Annotated in this window: 19 protein-coding genes; all 19 read right to left on the reverse strand. The window is 44.3% G+C overall.

Annotation, left to right across the window (positions count from 1 at the left end):
• Window positions 1-4 precede the first annotated feature (4 nt).
• The gene (locus ACPEH5_RS21370; RefSeq protein ID WP_423727169.1) at window positions 5-559 is read right to left on the reverse strand and encodes a hypothetical protein; all 555 of its coding nucleotides are present in this window, start codon (window positions 557-559) and stop codon (window positions 5-7) included.
• Between the two features lie 13 nt (window positions 560-572).
• Window positions 573-3,452 carry a conjugal transfer mating-pair stabilization protein TraG gene (gene traG, locus ACPEH5_RS21375; protein ID WP_206276436.1) on the reverse strand — a complete coding sequence of 960 codons (2,880 nt, stop codon included), beginning with the start codon at window positions 3,450-3,452 and terminating at the stop codon, window positions 573-575.
• A complete protein-coding gene (traH, locus tag ACPEH5_RS21380; RefSeq protein ID WP_123382832.1) occupies window positions 3,452-4,840 on the reverse strand; it encodes a conjugal transfer pilus assembly protein TraH in 1,389 nt (462 codons plus the stop codon). Before traH ends, traG begins: the two co-directional genes overlap by 1 nt.
• Window positions 4,841-5,038: 198 nt before the next feature.
• Window positions 5,039-5,578 (reverse strand): type-F conjugative transfer system pilin assembly thiol-disulfide isomerase TrbB, encoded by a 540-nt coding sequence (gene trbB, locus ACPEH5_RS21385; protein WP_123382831.1) that lies wholly within the window; start codon window positions 5,576-5,578, stop codon window positions 5,039-5,041.
• Entirely contained in the window at window positions 5,575-5,865 is a 291-nt protein-coding gene (locus tag ACPEH5_RS21390; protein ID WP_110592959.1) for a hypothetical protein, read from the reverse strand. The genes trbB and ACPEH5_RS21390 overlap by 4 nt, the downstream gene beginning before the upstream one ends.
• 7 nt (window positions 5,866-5,872) lie before the next feature.
• Complete coding sequence (gene traF, locus ACPEH5_RS21395) at window positions 5,873-6,661, reverse strand: type-F conjugative transfer system pilin assembly protein TraF (protein WP_423727170.1); 789 nt, start codon at window positions 6,659-6,661, stop codon at window positions 5,873-5,875.
• On the reverse strand, window positions 6,658-8,496 hold the full coding sequence (locus ACPEH5_RS21400) for a conjugal transfer protein TraN (RefSeq protein ID WP_265693369.1): 1,839 nt from the start codon (window positions 8,494-8,496) through the stop codon (window positions 6,658-6,660). The genes traF and ACPEH5_RS21400 overlap by 4 nt, the downstream gene beginning before the upstream one ends.
• On the reverse strand, window positions 8,493-9,113 hold the full coding sequence (gene trbC, locus ACPEH5_RS21405) for a type-F conjugative transfer system pilin assembly protein TrbC (RefSeq protein ID WP_184957502.1): 621 nt from the start codon (window positions 9,111-9,113) through the stop codon (window positions 8,493-8,495). The genes ACPEH5_RS21400 and trbC overlap by 4 nt, the downstream gene beginning before the upstream one ends.
• A 15-nt stretch (window positions 9,114-9,128) precedes the next feature.
• Complete coding sequence (traU, locus tag ACPEH5_RS21410; protein ID WP_123382828.1) at window positions 9,129-10,124, reverse strand: conjugal transfer pilus assembly protein TraU; 996 nt, start codon at window positions 10,122-10,124, stop codon at window positions 9,129-9,131.
• Entirely contained in the window at window positions 10,121-10,753 is a 633-nt protein-coding gene (traW, locus tag ACPEH5_RS21415) for a type-F conjugative transfer system protein TraW (protein WP_123382827.1), read from the reverse strand. The genes traU and traW overlap by 4 nt, the downstream gene beginning before the upstream one ends.
• Window positions 10,754-10,763: 10 nt before the next feature.
• Window positions 10,764-11,189, reverse strand: coding sequence for a type-F conjugative transfer system protein TrbI (gene trbI / locus ACPEH5_RS21420; RefSeq protein WP_123382826.1), 426 nt, complete (start codon window positions 11,187-11,189; stop codon window positions 10,764-10,766).
• Window positions 11,165-13,858: a type IV secretion system protein TraC gene (gene traC, locus ACPEH5_RS21425; protein ID WP_265693363.1), complete on the reverse strand. Its 2,694-nt coding sequence runs from the start codon at window positions 13,856-13,858 to the stop codon at window positions 11,165-11,167. Before traC ends, trbI begins: the two co-directional genes overlap by 25 nt.
• On the reverse strand, window positions 13,855-14,472 hold the full coding sequence (gene traV / locus ACPEH5_RS21430; protein ID WP_272688535.1) for a type IV conjugative transfer system lipoprotein TraV: 618 nt from the start codon (window positions 14,470-14,472) through the stop codon (window positions 13,855-13,857). Before traV ends, traC begins: the two co-directional genes overlap by 4 nt.
• A 24-nt stretch (window positions 14,473-14,496) precedes the next feature.
• The gene (locus ACPEH5_RS21435) at window positions 14,497-14,820 is read right to left on the reverse strand and encodes a hypothetical protein (protein WP_123382824.1); all 324 of its coding nucleotides are present in this window, start codon (window positions 14,818-14,820) and stop codon (window positions 14,497-14,499) included.
• A 105-nt stretch (window positions 14,821-14,925) separates the two neighbouring features.
• Window positions 14,926-15,534, reverse strand: a complete 609-nt coding sequence (locus tag ACPEH5_RS21440) for a GNAT family N-acetyltransferase (RefSeq protein WP_094962772.1) — start codon at window positions 15,532-15,534, stop codon at window positions 14,926-14,928.
• Between the two features lie 89 nt (window positions 15,535-15,623).
• On the reverse strand, window positions 15,624-16,316 hold the full coding sequence (locus tag ACPEH5_RS21445; RefSeq protein ID WP_123382823.1) for a GNAT family N-acetyltransferase: 693 nt from the start codon (window positions 16,314-16,316) through the stop codon (window positions 15,624-15,626).
• Window positions 16,317-16,336: 20 nt separating this feature from the next.
• Window positions 16,337-16,594: a hypothetical protein gene (locus tag ACPEH5_RS21450; protein ID WP_206276430.1), complete on the reverse strand. Its 258-nt coding sequence runs from the start codon at window positions 16,592-16,594 to the stop codon at window positions 16,337-16,339.
• Window positions 16,595-16,708: 114 nt separating this feature from the next.
• The gene (locus tag ACPEH5_RS21455; RefSeq protein WP_110592863.1) at window positions 16,709-16,942 is read right to left on the reverse strand and encodes a hypothetical protein; all 234 of its coding nucleotides are present in this window, start codon (window positions 16,940-16,942) and stop codon (window positions 16,709-16,711) included.
• An 8-nt stretch (window positions 16,943-16,950) separates the two neighbouring features.
• A partial coding sequence (locus ACPEH5_RS21460; protein ID WP_423727171.1) for a hypothetical protein occupies window positions 16,951-17,230 on the reverse strand: 280 nt, incomplete at its 5' end.

Genomic DNA, 17,230 nt, shown 5'->3' on the forward strand with positions numbered 1-17,230 from the left:
CCTCTTATTTCTTGTGATGTGAACCGTAAGCATTTCCGCCAATGTCAATGCCACTGTTTATCATTGGTAAGCCGGATGAAGGATTGTTTAATGGTGTTTTTAGCTCATTACTACTATCGGACTTTCGATAATAAAAATCACTAGACAATTTATTAAAAGTCATATCAGATTTTATCTCTTTAGCTATCCTCTTTATTTTTATAAGTTTTAGTTTCTTATATAGATACTCATGAAAAATGAAATACAATAAAAATGCAACATCACTTAATGTAAACAATATGATAAGCATTCCTATGTCGTTGCTCTTCTCTTTATAATATATACTAACAAATATAGCACCTACTATTAAAAACAATGAAGATACACCAATATACTTTTTCAAAAATATGAAAAAAAAGCTATTTTTATACAAATAACAAAAAGAAAAAGAAAAAAACAAAATAAAATTTATGATAAGGCAGCTTATCAAAAAATAGTCCCCATCATTATGATATTTTAATAAAAACAAAATATTTATAGTAAACACTATAAATATTTTTATTAAAAGATATTTTTTCATGTTTTCACCACTCTTAATCGCTATTCTTTTTATAATAATCTTTTTGACTCATAAAACCATTAGAATCAGGTGTCTTTTCAACTCTCCGAGTATCCGTAATCAGCCCTGTGTCCATGTGTTTTTCCTTTTCTTTCTCCATTTTCACTTCATGTTCTTGTATTTTTTCTTGGTGGTTTAATTTGAGTTCATCATGACGTTGTTGAATTCCCACCGAACCTTGGTTTATTTTTTCTTTTACTGTACCAATTTTATCTTGATATTCCTTTTCTTTTTCGGTGACTTTATGAGCAGTGTCATGTTTTATTCCGGCATTTTGACTGAGCGAATTAACATCCTGCACATGCCCATCATATTCAGCTTTTAGACTACCTCCTGATGGGATATTTCCCGCTGATGCCGTTTTATTCATGGTAACGACACTCGCCCGATTTTGTGCGTAATCATTTTTAACATTTGGAAGCAGTCGGTCATTAATAAAATCTTTTGCCAACGCTTCACGTTCTCTTGCTATTGCTAAATCACTCGTATTACTTAATATCGCATCAGCGCGACTTGGCACGGCTTGTCGTACATAATTAGCAAACTCTTGGTCTAAGTTACTGTCAATCTGCGCACTATTATTCGTCACATAGCTGGCCATATCACTGTACTCTTGGCTTTCGGTCGTACTGCGAGAATACTGCTCATATTGATTTTTAGCTGTATTCAGCGTTGCACTGAGCTGACTGATTTCCGAGCTAGCCTCATTATCGTGACGATTTGTACCGTCTGATATTTTACTGCTATTGAGTAACTCTAGCCCTTCATTAAATTCCCGTGTCCGTTGAGCGCTTTCCTCACTGCCTGCATCTTGATTACGCGCGTCACGCTCCTGTGTACTACTATTTTTGCTATCTGTATCTCTAGCGTTACCATCAATGTATGCATTAGTTCCACCGAATGGACCAAAACTAAATCCAGCCTCACCTTTAGCTCCAATAGTTTTCGATTTATCAAAACTATTACTGATTAATTTAGTGAGTGCATCTTCTGTGCTACTGTTGTCCGCTTTTCGTTGTGAGTCCACCGCATTTTGAATTTTTCTATATCCTTCACTTTCGTTACTACTTGATCCCTTATCAGTAATAGATGATACGGTCGCGCTGTTACCAAAGTTTTTACTAAATTGAGCTAATTGATTGGTTGCCACATTGACCGAACTTTGGAAAGCACTCATTGCTTGCGCAGCCGTTGCCTGTGCATGTTTAGCACTTTGCTGTAACGAACTCACCATCGCCTCACTGCCTTTAATGGAAACGGGTAAGCGTGACATTGCACCGCTGGTATCTATGATTTCTTGACCGCCACTGGTCACCGTGTTCGTTGCACCGCTAGCGAGCTGGCGAGACATTTGGCCATCACGGAAACTCGAGTTGGTATCCCACTTATTGCCTGCCACATTGTCGGTCTGCATATTATTAAACGCCCACGTTCCATCTGCGGCTTGCGATGAACTTGCTGAAGCCGAACTGTTAATGGCCGTACCGAGATAATTTCCTGCCTGCGCGACGGCAGGACCTAACCCTTTCACAATCGCCATGGCAATAAACGGAATAGACAACGTTAACCAACCCGCAATTAACCCGATATCACTGTGGATTTGCTGAATATGGGCCTGATTTGCTAGGTTGAAATCCAATCCATTGGTTTGCCCGCGCAAATAAAAACTCGTTGCATGGTTGAGTATGGCGAACATCGGTGCCCAGGATTGCAGATAAATAATCGACATGATGTAGTTAAATAACATGCGCGTCGTCAGTGCATGAACCGTCATCAGCAAGATAAAAATGGGGAACAATGCCACAATTAACGAAAACAAAATGGTATACAACAACGGCGTAAAATTGGTCGCCACCGTTGTCGATGTGGCCCATGAAAGCCGCATTTTATTATACGATGATGTAGAGGCTAAATTCACTAAACTAGCCGTATCGCCACTCTGTGCGCTGTACCCTGCAATCCCTTGTTTAAGTGCATTCCTCACAACAGAGCTACGCATTAATTGACTGGCTGTTTCACTGCCTGAATAATAATAATTGTAACTATCTCCAAGCATCGAAGCAAAAAGCACATCCGAATTTGGGCGTCCACCAAAGATGCGTCTAACAGTATATTGCCATGTTTGCCCTGTTGAACTAGTATCTGTGTTAATCGCGTTCATCAGTACATTTTTAGCTAAATCTTGGCACGTCCAAAAACCCGCAGGTGAAGCTTCGTTATTACCCTCTGGCACCATTACACCACGAAGCGGGCTTGGATTTCGAAAAATTACAGTGTAAGGGTCTCGGCTGTTCATCAATTCTTGGAATGAGTATTTATGGTTAATTAAGATGTCGCCGATGACACAGTTTTTGGTGTATAAACTCATCAATTCAGCTATATCACCATTCACTGACATGACATCACTGACATTTCCGACTAAATTTGCCCCAAATAACATGCCCGTTTTACTGTAACTTAATGAGTCAGGCATATGGAAAATTGACTCATACAATTCCGTTAGACTCGTACCAATGGTACTTATCATATGCGCAGGGGCAGCTAACCCGAGCGGAACATTATCGACAAGATAAACCCCTGTGGGGTCGGTTCGGTCGATTATCTGCACAGAACGCTTAGGCCCAAGGAGTACACTGGAAACCAAAATAATGTAAGCGGCAAACTTGATGACCTCCTTCGGATCATGCCCTCGCAGATACACCACAAAGAAGGAGGCAGCGGAAATTAACAACGCAATGCGGAACATGGATTCCCACGATGAAGAACCCACAATCGCCGCTACACCATTGAAGACCTGCATCATGTATTCACCACCGCCTAAAACATACACCGTATCGATAGACGCCATCTTCATCACCCTCCCTGATTTGATTTTTGTTCTGGAGTAAACATATTGAAATGATAATTACGCTGGTAACGTTCTTGGAGTTGACTAGATGTCTGCTGACGCAAGTAGCTCATCTGCCGCTCCATTTCCATTAACACATTGGCTTTCACATCAACTTGACGTTGTAAGTCTTCTAATTGTCGGCTCGCCTCTGAAACGTTTTCTCGTAACAATTTCATCGGTTCTTCAGGGAAGTTTCGATTAGCCATTGCTATTTTGGCTTGGTCAATCAGCTCTAAAAGATACTGAAGTAAAATGTCATACGCGATGTAATCTGACAGCGCAGGTAATATTGACACATTTAGATTGAGTTGCATCGGGTCGACCAAATATCGCAAAATTGGAATTGACGTACTTTGAATAAACCCTTTTTCCGCAGGCGTTAACGCTGTGTCGTCTTTTAACTTGCCTTGTATTTGACTAATGGTTTTCGATACCAAAGAATTTAAGCCATTTGCTTTTGTGACTGTTACCGTTTTCTTTTTAAGCTCTAAACAACCATTGACCGAGACACATCCTTCAATATTAATCGTTCCTCCATACATTAACGCCTTAATCAGCTCTTGCCGATTAACCTTGGGTATTGTTGTCGTAACCTGATTATCTTTTCCAAAAATTAAGGTGCCAGTAAGATTCATAATCAGCTCTTTGAGCTCATTATCCCCATCCAACATCTTGTTACTGTTAAGCACTTCCCACATCAAATTTTTATTTTGGATAACCTGATCTTTCATATTATCTGGAGCACGATTAAAGGCGTTATTCATTTGCCCGCCAACAGTACACCCCTGACGCGATGCCGCCCAGTCCGAAAACATATTGGTTTGTCCTGCAATATCTTGGCAAATTTTTTGTGATTGAACAGTATTAGTTGGCCATAAGCCGCCTACAATACCTTGTGCAGCTTGGCAGGAAGAAATATTCATACTATTCACATCAGAAGCTAATTGTTGTAAAAAATCTTTAGCCGACTTTAATTCCGGAACAGTAGTTTGCAACGCCAAGTCAAAGAAATAACCCGTGGAGTTTTGCATTAATTGTTTCACAAACTGCTGAAGCTGCTCACCGTTAATATGAGAGAATGAACCTAAATAGGCATCAATTCCTCCGCATCCTGCATTAAGTGATGGCGGGGTAAATGACGCAATTTGCAGCTGTTTGACTTGATTTCGGATAAACAAATTCCCGCCTGTGGCATAACCTGCGGCTTGCCCCTGCCACGCCCGAGCATCGGTCGCATTCCCTTCAAATCCCAATTTATTAAAGAAATTGTTCATATCACTGTTCACATTGGCAACCGCCACCGTGTGACTGAATAACGCCGAGCACATGACAGCAATGAGTCCTTTACGCATTGTGACCTCCGCATTGAATATCAACATGCCAACACATCACATAGGCAGGGTTTATCGCCTTATTCCAATATAGAATAGGGGTAATTAAATCATTCATTGTGGGTAAACCTTATTGAGTGCCATTCCCCGCAACGTTGCTGCGTGTCGGCATTGAATTTTAAAGTGGGATAAAACGGGGTAGAACAAAATAAAAAAGGATTATTGCGTCGCTAACATTAAGTTACTGTTAACCCGATTCATCACATCTTGCATATCGGTCAGCCCTTGCAAAAGGGGATAAGTGCGTAGCGTATTCACGTCCACCAAAAAAACCGTGGGCGTGATGACTTGTAACCCCGCACCAAAAAAAGACTGCACGACCTCAGGTGGCGCGGGAATGGCATTCGGAAAAGCCATATCCCCTTTCCCATCGAGCGTATACGGAAAGACACTTAATCCCGTTTGTGCAGATAACAACGCAAGTTGTGGGTCAAATTGATGACAATACGGACAACTCGACTGCATAAAAAGGACCAACGTATAATCATTCAAATTCACCACGTTGCCATTGGGTAACGAATACGGTTTCACTGGCGGTTTGGCGGGAATAACAGTTTCAAGCTTGGATGCTTCAGTGCTAATGTGAGATTGAGAGTTGGCCTCCATTTTATGGGACTCTAGCGAGGCAATTTCATCCATCACACTGGCCTGAGCCACACTGAAACTAAACAGCAAAAAGGAAAAAAGTAACGCTCTCATGGGTGTTTCTCCTTATTTCCTCCCCCCTGAAAAGCTTGCCAGGCACGAACAGCCGCATACAAAAATCCGGCCACACCCACTGCGACACCGACGGCAAAGATAAAGACCGTCCCCATATCTTGTACCCATTGAAGGGTTAACAGTAAATCGTCAGTGATACTGGCTTTACGCACCTTCAGTAACACTTCAATCAAGCCCCAAAACACCACGGCCGCTATCATGAGCGCAATGCCGACATACAATAACGCATTCTCAATTAATCGAGCTTTTAAGGTTCTTTCCATCATTTTATTCTCAATAGTTCGGGGTAAAATCGGTCGCAATATCTAAAAAGCGACGTTCTAGCGCATCTTGCGTCATAAAACCGTAGGCCAACGGCTGGTAAGATTCGTTTTTCGGGTCAACCAAGAACAGGGCAGGAAAATGGGTGATTTGCATTTTTGCCACTTGCCCGTTGTCTGGCTTGGTGTTCGGCAATTGCTGGCTGCGCTGACCATCCACCGATATCGGGATAAGCACAACCCCGTGTTGTTCAGCAAACTGCGCCACCACACTGGCTAACTGGTTATCCAACGGCTCACCACCACGATAGAAGAAAAACAATCCGTACTGCGACGCTAACTGCGAAATAGCCTGTTTTTCTTTATTGCGTAATGTAGAAAGCTGCTGAGGCACCGTGCTGTTATAAAAGGAATGCTCTAAGTTGTAATCAAGTGCAGGATGTAGCAGCAGGGCTTTTTGCACAGAGCGTTCAAACTTTCCAGATTGATTGAGCCAATACCCCTGAAGTGCCACGAATTTCGCAGCATTCTCAGGGGTTGGTTGCATAATCGCAGTGTCTAACGCTTCTGCGGTTAGCTTTTGCATGACCTTTTTTTGTAAGGTCGGTGATAACGTCGAAAGCGGGATTTGCTCTGGCTCTGGCGGCTCTTTCTCTTCTTCGGGTTGCGGTTCGTTATACCAGTGCCAACCGACGATAGGTTCATCCACATAGGTTCGCGTTTCTGCTTGTTCGCTATGGTTGGCTAACACGCTTCCCGATATCACCAGACTGACGAACAATATCAAAATCCGTCTTGTCATCCTTGCCCCCCTTGCCCTTGCAGGCCATTGGCGATTTGATTTTTTACGCGGTCAATCAGTTCTTGGTCAGCCGGTATATCGGTGCCCGATTCCAAATCGGAATAGAAATCCGCAAAGTTCAGTCGGTCAAAGTTAATGGCCTGCAATTCATCAACGGTGATACCGCGACAGTCACTGTTTTTGGCGCTACCAAAACCAATGCGTAACTGCCCGCCACGTCCTTGCTCTTGCACGATTTTAGCCAATTTACTGTCAAACACGCAGTAGGCTTCTTTCTTCTGAAGACACACCCCGAGGACTTTATTTGAGCAATAGGAGCCGACATAAATGGTGAGATTGCGGCTTTTGGCTTTACCGAGGGCTTTTTCTTCACTGTCACAGTGCGCCAGCCCCACATCACTCCCCCAACCGCCACTTTTACAGCAGTTATTAAACCCCGCAGCCGCTTTACGACAGGTATAACGCTGGCCTGTAAAAGCCCTAACATTCACGTCATTGAGCTCTGCCACATCTTCCCCAGCAGCAGCCACAGCGGCTAACGCCGATACCGCTTTTTGGAAACTGTTCGCCTTGTCATTCTTGATTTGGTCACACTCGCCGCTGGCACAAATCAGTTCAACACCGCACATTTTCCCACCTCCCGTCAGCCCTTTTTCACAGGAAAACACCGCTTGCTCACGCAAACAGGTACTACCAACAGATTCAATACAGGTGGTTTTCACAATGGTGCAGGCGGGATTTTTCATGTAGTCACCACAGCTGCCATTGTCTGCTGACTGCTTGGCGTAATAATCTGTGTACTGCCAACACTCGCTATAAACATCGTATTTTTTACCGCCCACCGTGACCGTTTTAGTGCTCCCTTTTTCCGTACATTGGGTTTCCACTTTCACTTCTTCGGACTTATCAAACGGACAATGTTCAACCCATTCAATTTTTGGTGATGGCGTTTTAACTTTGACCGTCACCATCATATTTAAGGTTAAGGTCGCGGTTTTTGTCGACGCAAAAGCTTGATAGACCAATTCTTGAATACCCACTCGGCACAATTCGCCATTGTTACCGACACAAATCCGATTGGAGGCAATAATTTCCCCCTCTTTCAATGCCATATTTCGTGCATTTAATGTATAGCGACTTGCATTTAACATTTGAAACGTCGTATTCATAAAAATGACATGCTGATTAAATAAAAACCCTGAGTTCAGTGTTAAAGTTGCACTTTGAATGGTGCCTGTGACGGGGGATTTAAAAGAAAACGACCATCGGTCACCATGCCAGTGGTAAGCAAAATCAGAGGGCGGCACAACAATCGTTTGGTTTTCCCACCCTTCAACCTCCTCCCAGGTGATTTTCGCCGTCCGAGTACAGGCTAAACTGGCCGCTGGGGTTCGCTCACATTGGTGTGACGTGATTTCGGTTTTATCGAGCGTCACATCCTGACAAGGCACCGTAATTTGCCCGCTTTCTGACTCCGCTTTTTCCCGCATATCAATGCCCGCTTTTAAGAATGGGGCGTCCAAATCCAACTTATCTGGCGGGCGATTTTTCATGACCTCCATCGTAGCTTGCCCTGCATCCGTATCATTCATCGCCTTGACACCTGCATTTTCCAGCCCCGAGGCCGCGCCTGACGTCACACCGCCGTAATAGCCACTTTCGGATGGATTAGCGGTATAGTTCGGAATGATATTGGCGGGGTTGGTGTTCTTTATGGTGTCTGTGCCTTTGTTTTTTAGGCCGCTGGCAAATTCCGACCCCGCTTTATACTCATTGGCCGCAAACCCCAATGACAAAACCCCCACACCACATAATGCAATCAATAACCGTTTCATTGCCGCGCCCTCGATACCAACCAATCTTGAGCAACCTGACGACAATCGCCACTGCTGGCAACTCGCTCAATAGCTGATATCAAACGAATATTGCCGTACATCACATCAAAGCCTTGCTCACAGCGCACCACCAGTGCGGGGACTTGGGTAATGCCGTATTGTGCAAAGGTTTTCGGGTCGATTTGCACGCCCCCTTCACCACTGTCTTTCGTCAGTTCAAACACGGCACTGGCCGTTTTACGAAAGTCATTGTCAATCAAGCCATTAATCAAGGTGGGAATACCGAGTTGTGTCGCCTCCGGCACCATCTGTTTGAGTCCGGCTTCAGGAATAGAAAACGACACAAAATAGATAAATGGGGTTTCCCTAGCCGTTTGAGCTTTAGCCGCATCGGCAACTTGTTGCTGCGCTTGCTGCTGTTTGGCTAATAAGCTATCAATCCAGGCTTTATCCTTGGCCGAGATTTCCGGTGGCTTAAAGCCATCCGGCGGCAAGGACTGTTCGAGCATGGCCGCGCTTTGGTCGCGCAGCTGTTCTAAAAACTGTTGGTCATCCGTTAAGGCATAACCAACAGGCGCAAGCAGCACGCTTGCGAATAAAAAGAAAACGGATTTCATGAAAAGGACCTCGTATTAGAGGAAAACGCAGTTACGTTTACGCCAGATGAGATAACCGAAGTTTTTACGACTGTTGGGTGAAGCATGACCGGTTTGCCAGCGCATCACGGAACGACCAAAAGGGTGACATTGCGCGGTATCCGGGTACATATTCACCATTTGATAGCGATAACGGTCTTTCGGGATAATCGGCGACGGATAGGTGTAGCACACCTCCTGATTTTTCCCGACGCTGTTCATCACCAACCCTTGCCGATGTAACTTAAACGCCATGCGCTCAGACAGCAGAACCGAGGAAGCCTGCGGACTAAATTCATTCCCCGTATACCCCGTAAACGGATACATACTGCCTTGTGAACCGGCACACCAAAAGAGCGCATTTAAGGGCTTGCTGCCAATACTGGCAATCGCATCGGCAGCACACGCCCCTTGCGCGATAGGATTGGCAAACACAAACGCTTCAGGGGCAATAATTGACGACAACGAACTGTCATTCCACAGGGGGTCTAGCTCCGACAAATAGGCGATATCCATATCCCCGCGCTCTAAACAGCCTGCCGAGGTAATGATATTGAGCCAATAGGTCAGTGGGTATTTGTACCAATGCACATGGTAGAATGCCCCTTGAGTGGCAGGGTCATTTTGCGTACCTTTACCCCCGCCCATTTTACCGACATTGATGTTAAAGCCGCCCAAATTCACCATGCAATACGGTGAGCGGGTCACATCGGTCAGGGCAAATGGCTCCCAATAGCCAATCGCTAAACCAATGCGGTATAAAATCCCCATCGGGCAAATTTGTATCGGCATCGAGGGGTTTTCTGTATCCGGTGCCACACCTGGAAATACAGGCACATTGCCAATGGTCATCGGGAACAAACAATCCCAGCAAATATCGGTGATCGGGTTAACGAAATTTCCCTCACATAACGCATCGGCTTTAGCTGGTGTTGTCACTGTTACATAACCCAGTACACACACACTCAATAGCCAACGGGTAAATTTATTCATCGCCCCTCCTGCATCGCGGCTGAAACGATTTTGAGTTTGTCGTCCTCTTGCGTCACCACCGCCGGAATGTACTGAAGCCCGAGCTGACGACTTAAACTGCCCCCTTGGTCAAAGTACACGCGGGTATTGAGTGCCTGCGTCGCCTCTTTGATATTGCCGTTGGTTAAAATAACTTTATAACGCAAGGTCGCGGGCTGCTGTGCATTCATCCACGCGATTTGGCGCGGATCATCTGCATCTAAAAAGTACAGGGTTTGCCCGAGTGCCACGTGACTCAGCGGGTTTATTTTGTCGCCTTGACGGGCAAACATCACACCATTGTGGTCAGCATAATCACCTTGAACCGTAAACGTCGGGTCGTACCACAGCGTATGTGCTTCCGTATCGGTACTGAGCCAATCCACAGGCGGTGGACGCAGGGTATTTTCAATCACACGATCTTTAAAATCTTGCTGCATCTGCGCAATTTCCCCTGTACCCTCCATTTGTTTTAACCGCCCCTGGATAAAGTCCAACATGCTTTGCTCTTGAACGGGATAGACATCCCCCCATACACCGAGATCTTTGGCAGTAACAAGGCAGGGTAAACAGAACAATACCGCTAACGTAAGCTGTCGAATTCGCTTCATCTGCCCTCCCTTATTGCGCCATTTTGTCGGCGATCGCGGCTTGAATATCGACCGTGATATCTTCTGCGCCCATCACCACCGCAGGCGTGACTAAAATCAGGGTCTGATGCGTCTGTTGGTACTCCGATAAACTGTCACTGAGCGCCATTTGAAAACGGTGAGTGGCATCGGCGATTTGTTGCTCACTCAGCGGATTTTCGGCGTTAAACTGCATGGCCATTTGTTGCTGATATTGGTTAACCGTGCCCGCCATGTCGAAAGTGACGGTAACGGGGGCAAGCCAGCGCACCACGAACACCGAAATACTGAAACTCAGTACCACCGCAATCACCATAAAAAAACTCATCGCCTTCAAGCAGGCTTTACGCCGACGGCTCGTGCCCCGTGCGGGCGTTTTTTGCGTGTTATCGACTAATGTCGTGTTTGACTCTGCCATTGGGATAAGGCCTCCATTTCTCTTGGGAATTTTTGTTGGGCTAACGCCAATAACGTGGCTTGCTGGGAAAGTCCCTGTGCCGCGGCATTTTCACGGAACTGGTAGTCTTTCCCATCGGTGGAAAACAAGGTGCGACTGATGGGGTCAATCAACAAGCGGTGATAAGACACTTGTCCTGCCACCCTTAACATAAAGGCACTAAAGTGCGCCTCTTTTGCCGAGGGGAAGCCTTCCACCACGGTACGTTCAAGCACGTTGAACTGGTCAGGATTTTTCTGGTTATATTTACGGAACGACTCCAAGTTCTGACGCAAGATAATTTTGTACGACGAGTTACTCCATGCGGCTTTCGCGGCCACACTCGCATCCTCACCATCGAAATCCTCAATCCCTTGAGAAATGGTAATGTAAGCACCACGATGTTTACGGGCGGTACGATAGCCCCCTTCAATAAAGTTACCGACAAAGCTATTTTCACTGTCGAGTAGTTTCCAACCTTCATCGATAATGGCGGCTTTTTTAATGTCCCGTGGGGATAAGTACATGCGCTGTTCAATAAAGATCATCATGGAAAACATGACGGCGGCTAACAAGTCAGGTTTATTTTGCAGACCGCCCATTTCCAGTACGGTAAACCGCACATTGTCATTAAGGGCAGGATTAGGGCTATTGAAATACTCTCCGTACAGCCCCTTAGTCGTGTATTTTTGTAATGAAACAACAATTTCGTGCATCTTATTGCGCACAGAGTCAGCGTCTTCAAAAACACCGTGCTCTAATTGCCACGTTAAGTACTCTGAAATATCATCGATAAGCACCGCATTACCCTGACGTTTACTCGGTGCCGCCCCCTCCCAAACATCTTGAACCGCGTTCAACAAGATAGATTTAGAGGTGTCATCCATGTCCCCTGACGGATTGGCCAGCACCAATAGCAAGTCGCGAATACTTTCTGCCGCTTCTTTGATATTGACGACCCCCGCAAACGGGTTGAATTTAAGGTCACGCGCATCAACGTAAACACCCCCAACACTTTCACACAATCCTTTGTAGGATGCGCCCATATCCAACACATACGCCCATCCACCGCTATCAAGGATTTGCCGAATAATGGCTTGCACTAAGAAGGACTTACCGCCCCCCGAGGTGCCACACACCCCCATGTTGTAGTTATCGTTCCCGAGACCCGAATCATCATCAAATATATCGAGATAAGACAACTGGTTACGATACGAGGGAATAGGTAACCCACTGCGACAAATGCGGTTATCGGCGACCACGGGCAGCAAGTTGGCTACGTTGAAAGACTCTGCTCGCAGTGTGCCACTTGAGCGTTTCATGTCTCCCCATAAGCCCTCTTGCATGACAAACGGGAACAAGGCCATGTAGTTGCGCAACTGCATAAAACTGGGGGGCGTGAGTGTCAATCCATTACTGTTAAAGGTATTCATGAGCGCCATTTCAGCGTTTAGCGCTTTATCGTCATCATCTTCACAAAATAACGTAATGCCATAACTGTAACGCGTGAGTGCTGATTGCCCTTTACTTAACCGTTCACGGATATCGGTCCACTCTTTTGCCTGTTGCTTCACACCTGGCACCCAACTGGAGAACTTGGATTCTGCACGTTTATTAAAGGTGGCTGATTTGGTCATCGATTCGTTTTGGGTTCGGACTAAATCTTCGACTTCCAACGTCAACGTAATGGCAAACGGGCATGACACGGAAGCGGCAGGGTCGAGTAAATTGCTGAGATTATCGCCCCCTTGCCAGAGTGCAAACCGCTGCGGATTTTTGGCTAGGCTGTAGTTAAGTATCCGCGTATGTGATTTTTTGCCCTTTTCATCTATTAAGCTCTGATGCATGGCTTCGGGTTTCAACTCCATAACGAACGAACGGTCAACACACTGCGCGTTGAGTTCTTCATACGGTTCGATTTCATCGGAGGGCTCGGCAATATTGTGATGGCGAAAATTCACCATTTCCCGCACCAACTTGATTAAGCCTTTATCATCCAATCGCTCCGAACCGATACTGGCGCCGAGGAGAGATTGCTGCACCACACTCAAGGTTTGATTCAAGTTTTGCAGCGTCAACGCATCCGCCCGTTTAACCGGTTCGGCATAGATGACAAACAGGCGATAGTTCCGCAATGTTAATGGCAAACCTTGCTTGTTGGCTAAACCATTCATCGCCCCGTTTTCATAGTAAGCGCGAGTAATGGCATTGAATTTTGATGCCAACTCCCCATCCCAGCTAAAGTCCCTAAGACCGTAATCCAACATGCCACTAATACATTTACTGCCGAGCAACAAAAAGGTGAGTGGCGTTTTACGTGGCAGTTTGTTGCGCAGGAAATAATCCAGTGCATCGACAATTTTATCGTTCGCACCAATCAAGGGGGCACATTCCAACACGAAGCCCGCTGTTTCTTTGTTAATAAAAAGCCCTGAATCAGCATCATAATAACGGTAGGGTAAGACGCTACTAAAGGAGGGATAGTCCATCTCTTCCAGTGCTTCATGGGCTTTGCGTGCCCCATCAGGTTGTTTCCAGTTAGAGAGGAGTCCTTTGAATAAACTCTCCATAAACGGGGATTCACCCGCATCTTTTGCATGGGGATTGCCGAGTTGCTTCAATTTTTGCAAGAAGCCACGTTTTTGGGTCATTGTAACTGCTCCTTCCACTGGCCCTCTTTCACGACAAAGGAAACGACGGCCGGTTGATAAAAGTTTTGCTCTTCATCAATCCACGGAGATATCCATAATCGCGCGGTACTCGCGGGAAGTCGAACTGGGGGCGCCATACCAATATCGGCCCAACCCGACCACGTTTGGGTTGGCTGTGAAATCGGAGGTAATGAATTAGCCGGAACAGATTTTTTTATGGGCGCGGATGTTGTTTCAAATGCCCCCAACGCGTTCACTGTCTGTGAGGAAGCGCGATTATCCTGCACCACAGTCCGAACTGTTTGAGCCGGAGACGCAGTTGTTACAACAGGTATGGTAGGTGTTGCCAACGGCGCTAACCGCGGCAGCTCAGCTCGCTTTTGGGATGTGCCCTCCCCATTAGCAGGATGGTTCCAAGACACATTTTGCTGTGCCGCTTTTTGGTTGGCTTCTTCCATCGTCATACAGCTGTCTTGCGCCGTGGCATTGCAATCAAAGGAATCTTTCATGCCCGCAGTACAACCAGCGAGCAGGGTTAATACGCCTAGAATGAGGAGCTTTTTCATAATTAAACCTTTTTGAATACGAAGTGGGTAAAAAGAAGAGAACAACAAGAAATATCGAATAAAAAACGTGAGTTAACTGAATCTAATGGCGAGTCCTACGGAAAAGAAAAACACATAAACACTAAGACATTTGATGATAAATAGGACCATTTTCTTGCGTGAAGGAAATCCGACTTTCCCTGAAATAAAGCTGGCTTTTCTATCGTCACCAATCATCAATACGACGATAATTGCACTGACGGAAACCAATATAGAAATATAGGGAATATCCCTGAATGACAAAGTAAAATAATCAACTAGGCATCCCATGAGGTTAATGACAACGATGCACAAATTAACTATCACAAAACAACGCATCACTTTAAATTGAAACAGTCGTTCCTCGAGGCTAGCCATAACACCCTCCAATGAAACAAAGTTAAGTAACGGGTAATAATGCAATTTGTGTGATAAATAAGGTTCTAACGATTGTGCAGAATTAAATTTAAGCTGGGGAGCATGTTATATTCCTGTCGTATACCACACGCGAATACCTTGAAACGATCGTCCCGTCCTCATGATAAAGCTGGATGACTTATCTTCTTTTGTTTCGATATTGATAATTTTAATATTCAAAGCCTTATTCTCTGCAAACCATAAATTCAGTGCTTCACACGCTAATTGCTCACTAAAATAACCATCGGGCTCCATCGAGAGTGTGAATGGATTAAAATCTTTAAATTTAATGAATTGTTCCACTGTATTGTCCTCTAAAGAGCGATATATCATGTTATTACTATCAAAGGTAAAACCTAGCTTCGTGTAAAAACTTAAAATCGATTCATCTTCAATTTTTCCTTTAAAACAAAGCACTTCACTGTCTATAAACTGGTTAATAAGGCGTTTTATTAATATGCTGCCAATACCTTCTCGCCTAAATAGAGGGTGAACAACAATATCGTGGAGATATAATTCATCTCCTTGTATTGAGACAACCGCTTTCCCTAACACAAAGTCCTCGTAAACAGCTCGGCATAGTCCGCTATCACCATCTTGAACATAAGAAGTACGATAATCTCGAAGCATTCGTTTTTTATTTAAACGCAACTTAAGATTAGGTATTATTTTCATGAATTTCTCCGATAAACATCATTTTCAAAAGTGCGCATCTCTTTTAATTGAAATACATATTCCTTTGGATTGGTCATAGCGTTATCTATTTAAATCAGGTTATTAACCCGATACCAGACTCGAACCCCAAAGAATGGGTTATTTTTATTCGCCAACAACCATTCTGGTGACGTATTGTCGACTGACTCAATATTGATGATGTGAATATCCACATCACTATTTTGATAGAGCCACCAATTTACCGTTTCAGACATCAATTGGACTTTCTGTTCATCGGAAAATGTGGTGATTGCCTTTTCAAGGGTAAAGGTTTTTGTTCTTACGACATCGTAAAACCGTTTGTTTAAAAAGGTTTTTGCATGCTCAACTTTATCGTAAGAAAGCCGCCGCTTTATTGCGCCACTGTTTTGAACATCAAACCCACACGCCCTAAAAAAGCTCACACTCAGGTTGTCAGTCGCACGCCCTGCAATGGCTGTGGTGAACGCCCCAGAAAACTCATTAACGATACGTTCTATCATTTTTCGTCCAATTCCTGCTTGCCGAAAAAAAGGGTGTATCGAAATACTGTGAATATGTGCGATATCCGTGTGGCTGGTAACCTTTGCAACACCAAGAACGGAATTTTTATATAACGCCTGACAAACACATTCGCCGAGTTCGTTTGAAAATGAAATATGATAGTTATTGAGGATATGCTGTCTTTTCATCATCAACGCAATGTCGGTCATTGTATTTTTAGTTGAAAAATGCGGTTGAGTAATTTGAGTTAAAAGTGTCATTAGGAGATTACTCCATTCGCTTAATTATCCAATGTTGGAATTTTTTCCAAGTGAGACTGAATTTGGTCAAATAATTCCTCTACGGATAGGTTTAATTTAATATAACTGCCGGTTATCAAATCTATAAACGCACCACCATTAAAGGTCGAAATCATATGAATACGTTCAATTTGAAATACTGTGACCTTGCCATCCCTATCGGTAACTTTCACTAAATGCCTTGGGTTATGGGCTGAGTTATTGACTACCGATTGATTTGTCTCGTGTTTATCAAACATTAAATATCTCCGTAATCTCACTGATTAAAGTCATCAAATTGAGCAAAGTGACAGGTACGTAATTAAATGAATGGGATAGAATGACTGAATACGAACCCGAAGGCTGAAATGAATTTAATCCTTCTCTTCGCATTGTTCGGGTATTTCCCTGATTTCAGGGGTATTCCAAATTGCATAGGCAACATCATTTTCAACGACTACAAGGCCTTGATGAGTACAGCCTGCACAGGTAATTTTATCTTTTTCAAATAGGAAATCTTCTGAGCCAAACTCGGTTTCGACAATACTGTTCTCACTGCCACATACCACGCAGCGCCCTAGCCAGTTAATCTTTAATTTGCGTTTCATATTAACTTTTAATTTAGCTTATTCATCTGTACATTGCTGTTCTGGTAGGCTTCAATGGCTTCTTTGTAATCACTCACAGTGACATTTTCAATCACATCACCACACTTGAGCTTATTGGTATTTGACTGAAATAATCCATTATCGTTATTGGTTTCAATGAGTTGGCATTTTGTTGAGTAATATTCCCCTTTATTCACAACCTCTGACTTATCTTCTTCATTTAATATTGCAGCCCCGAAAATCACTGCAGCGATAAGTAAAATCATCAACGCAAATACAGATGTCGCT

This window comes from Providencia sp. NPDC089933 (assembly GCF_049545585.1).
GTDB classification, from domain to species: domain Bacteria; phylum Pseudomonadota; class Gammaproteobacteria; order Enterobacterales; family Enterobacteriaceae; genus Providencia; species Providencia huashanensis.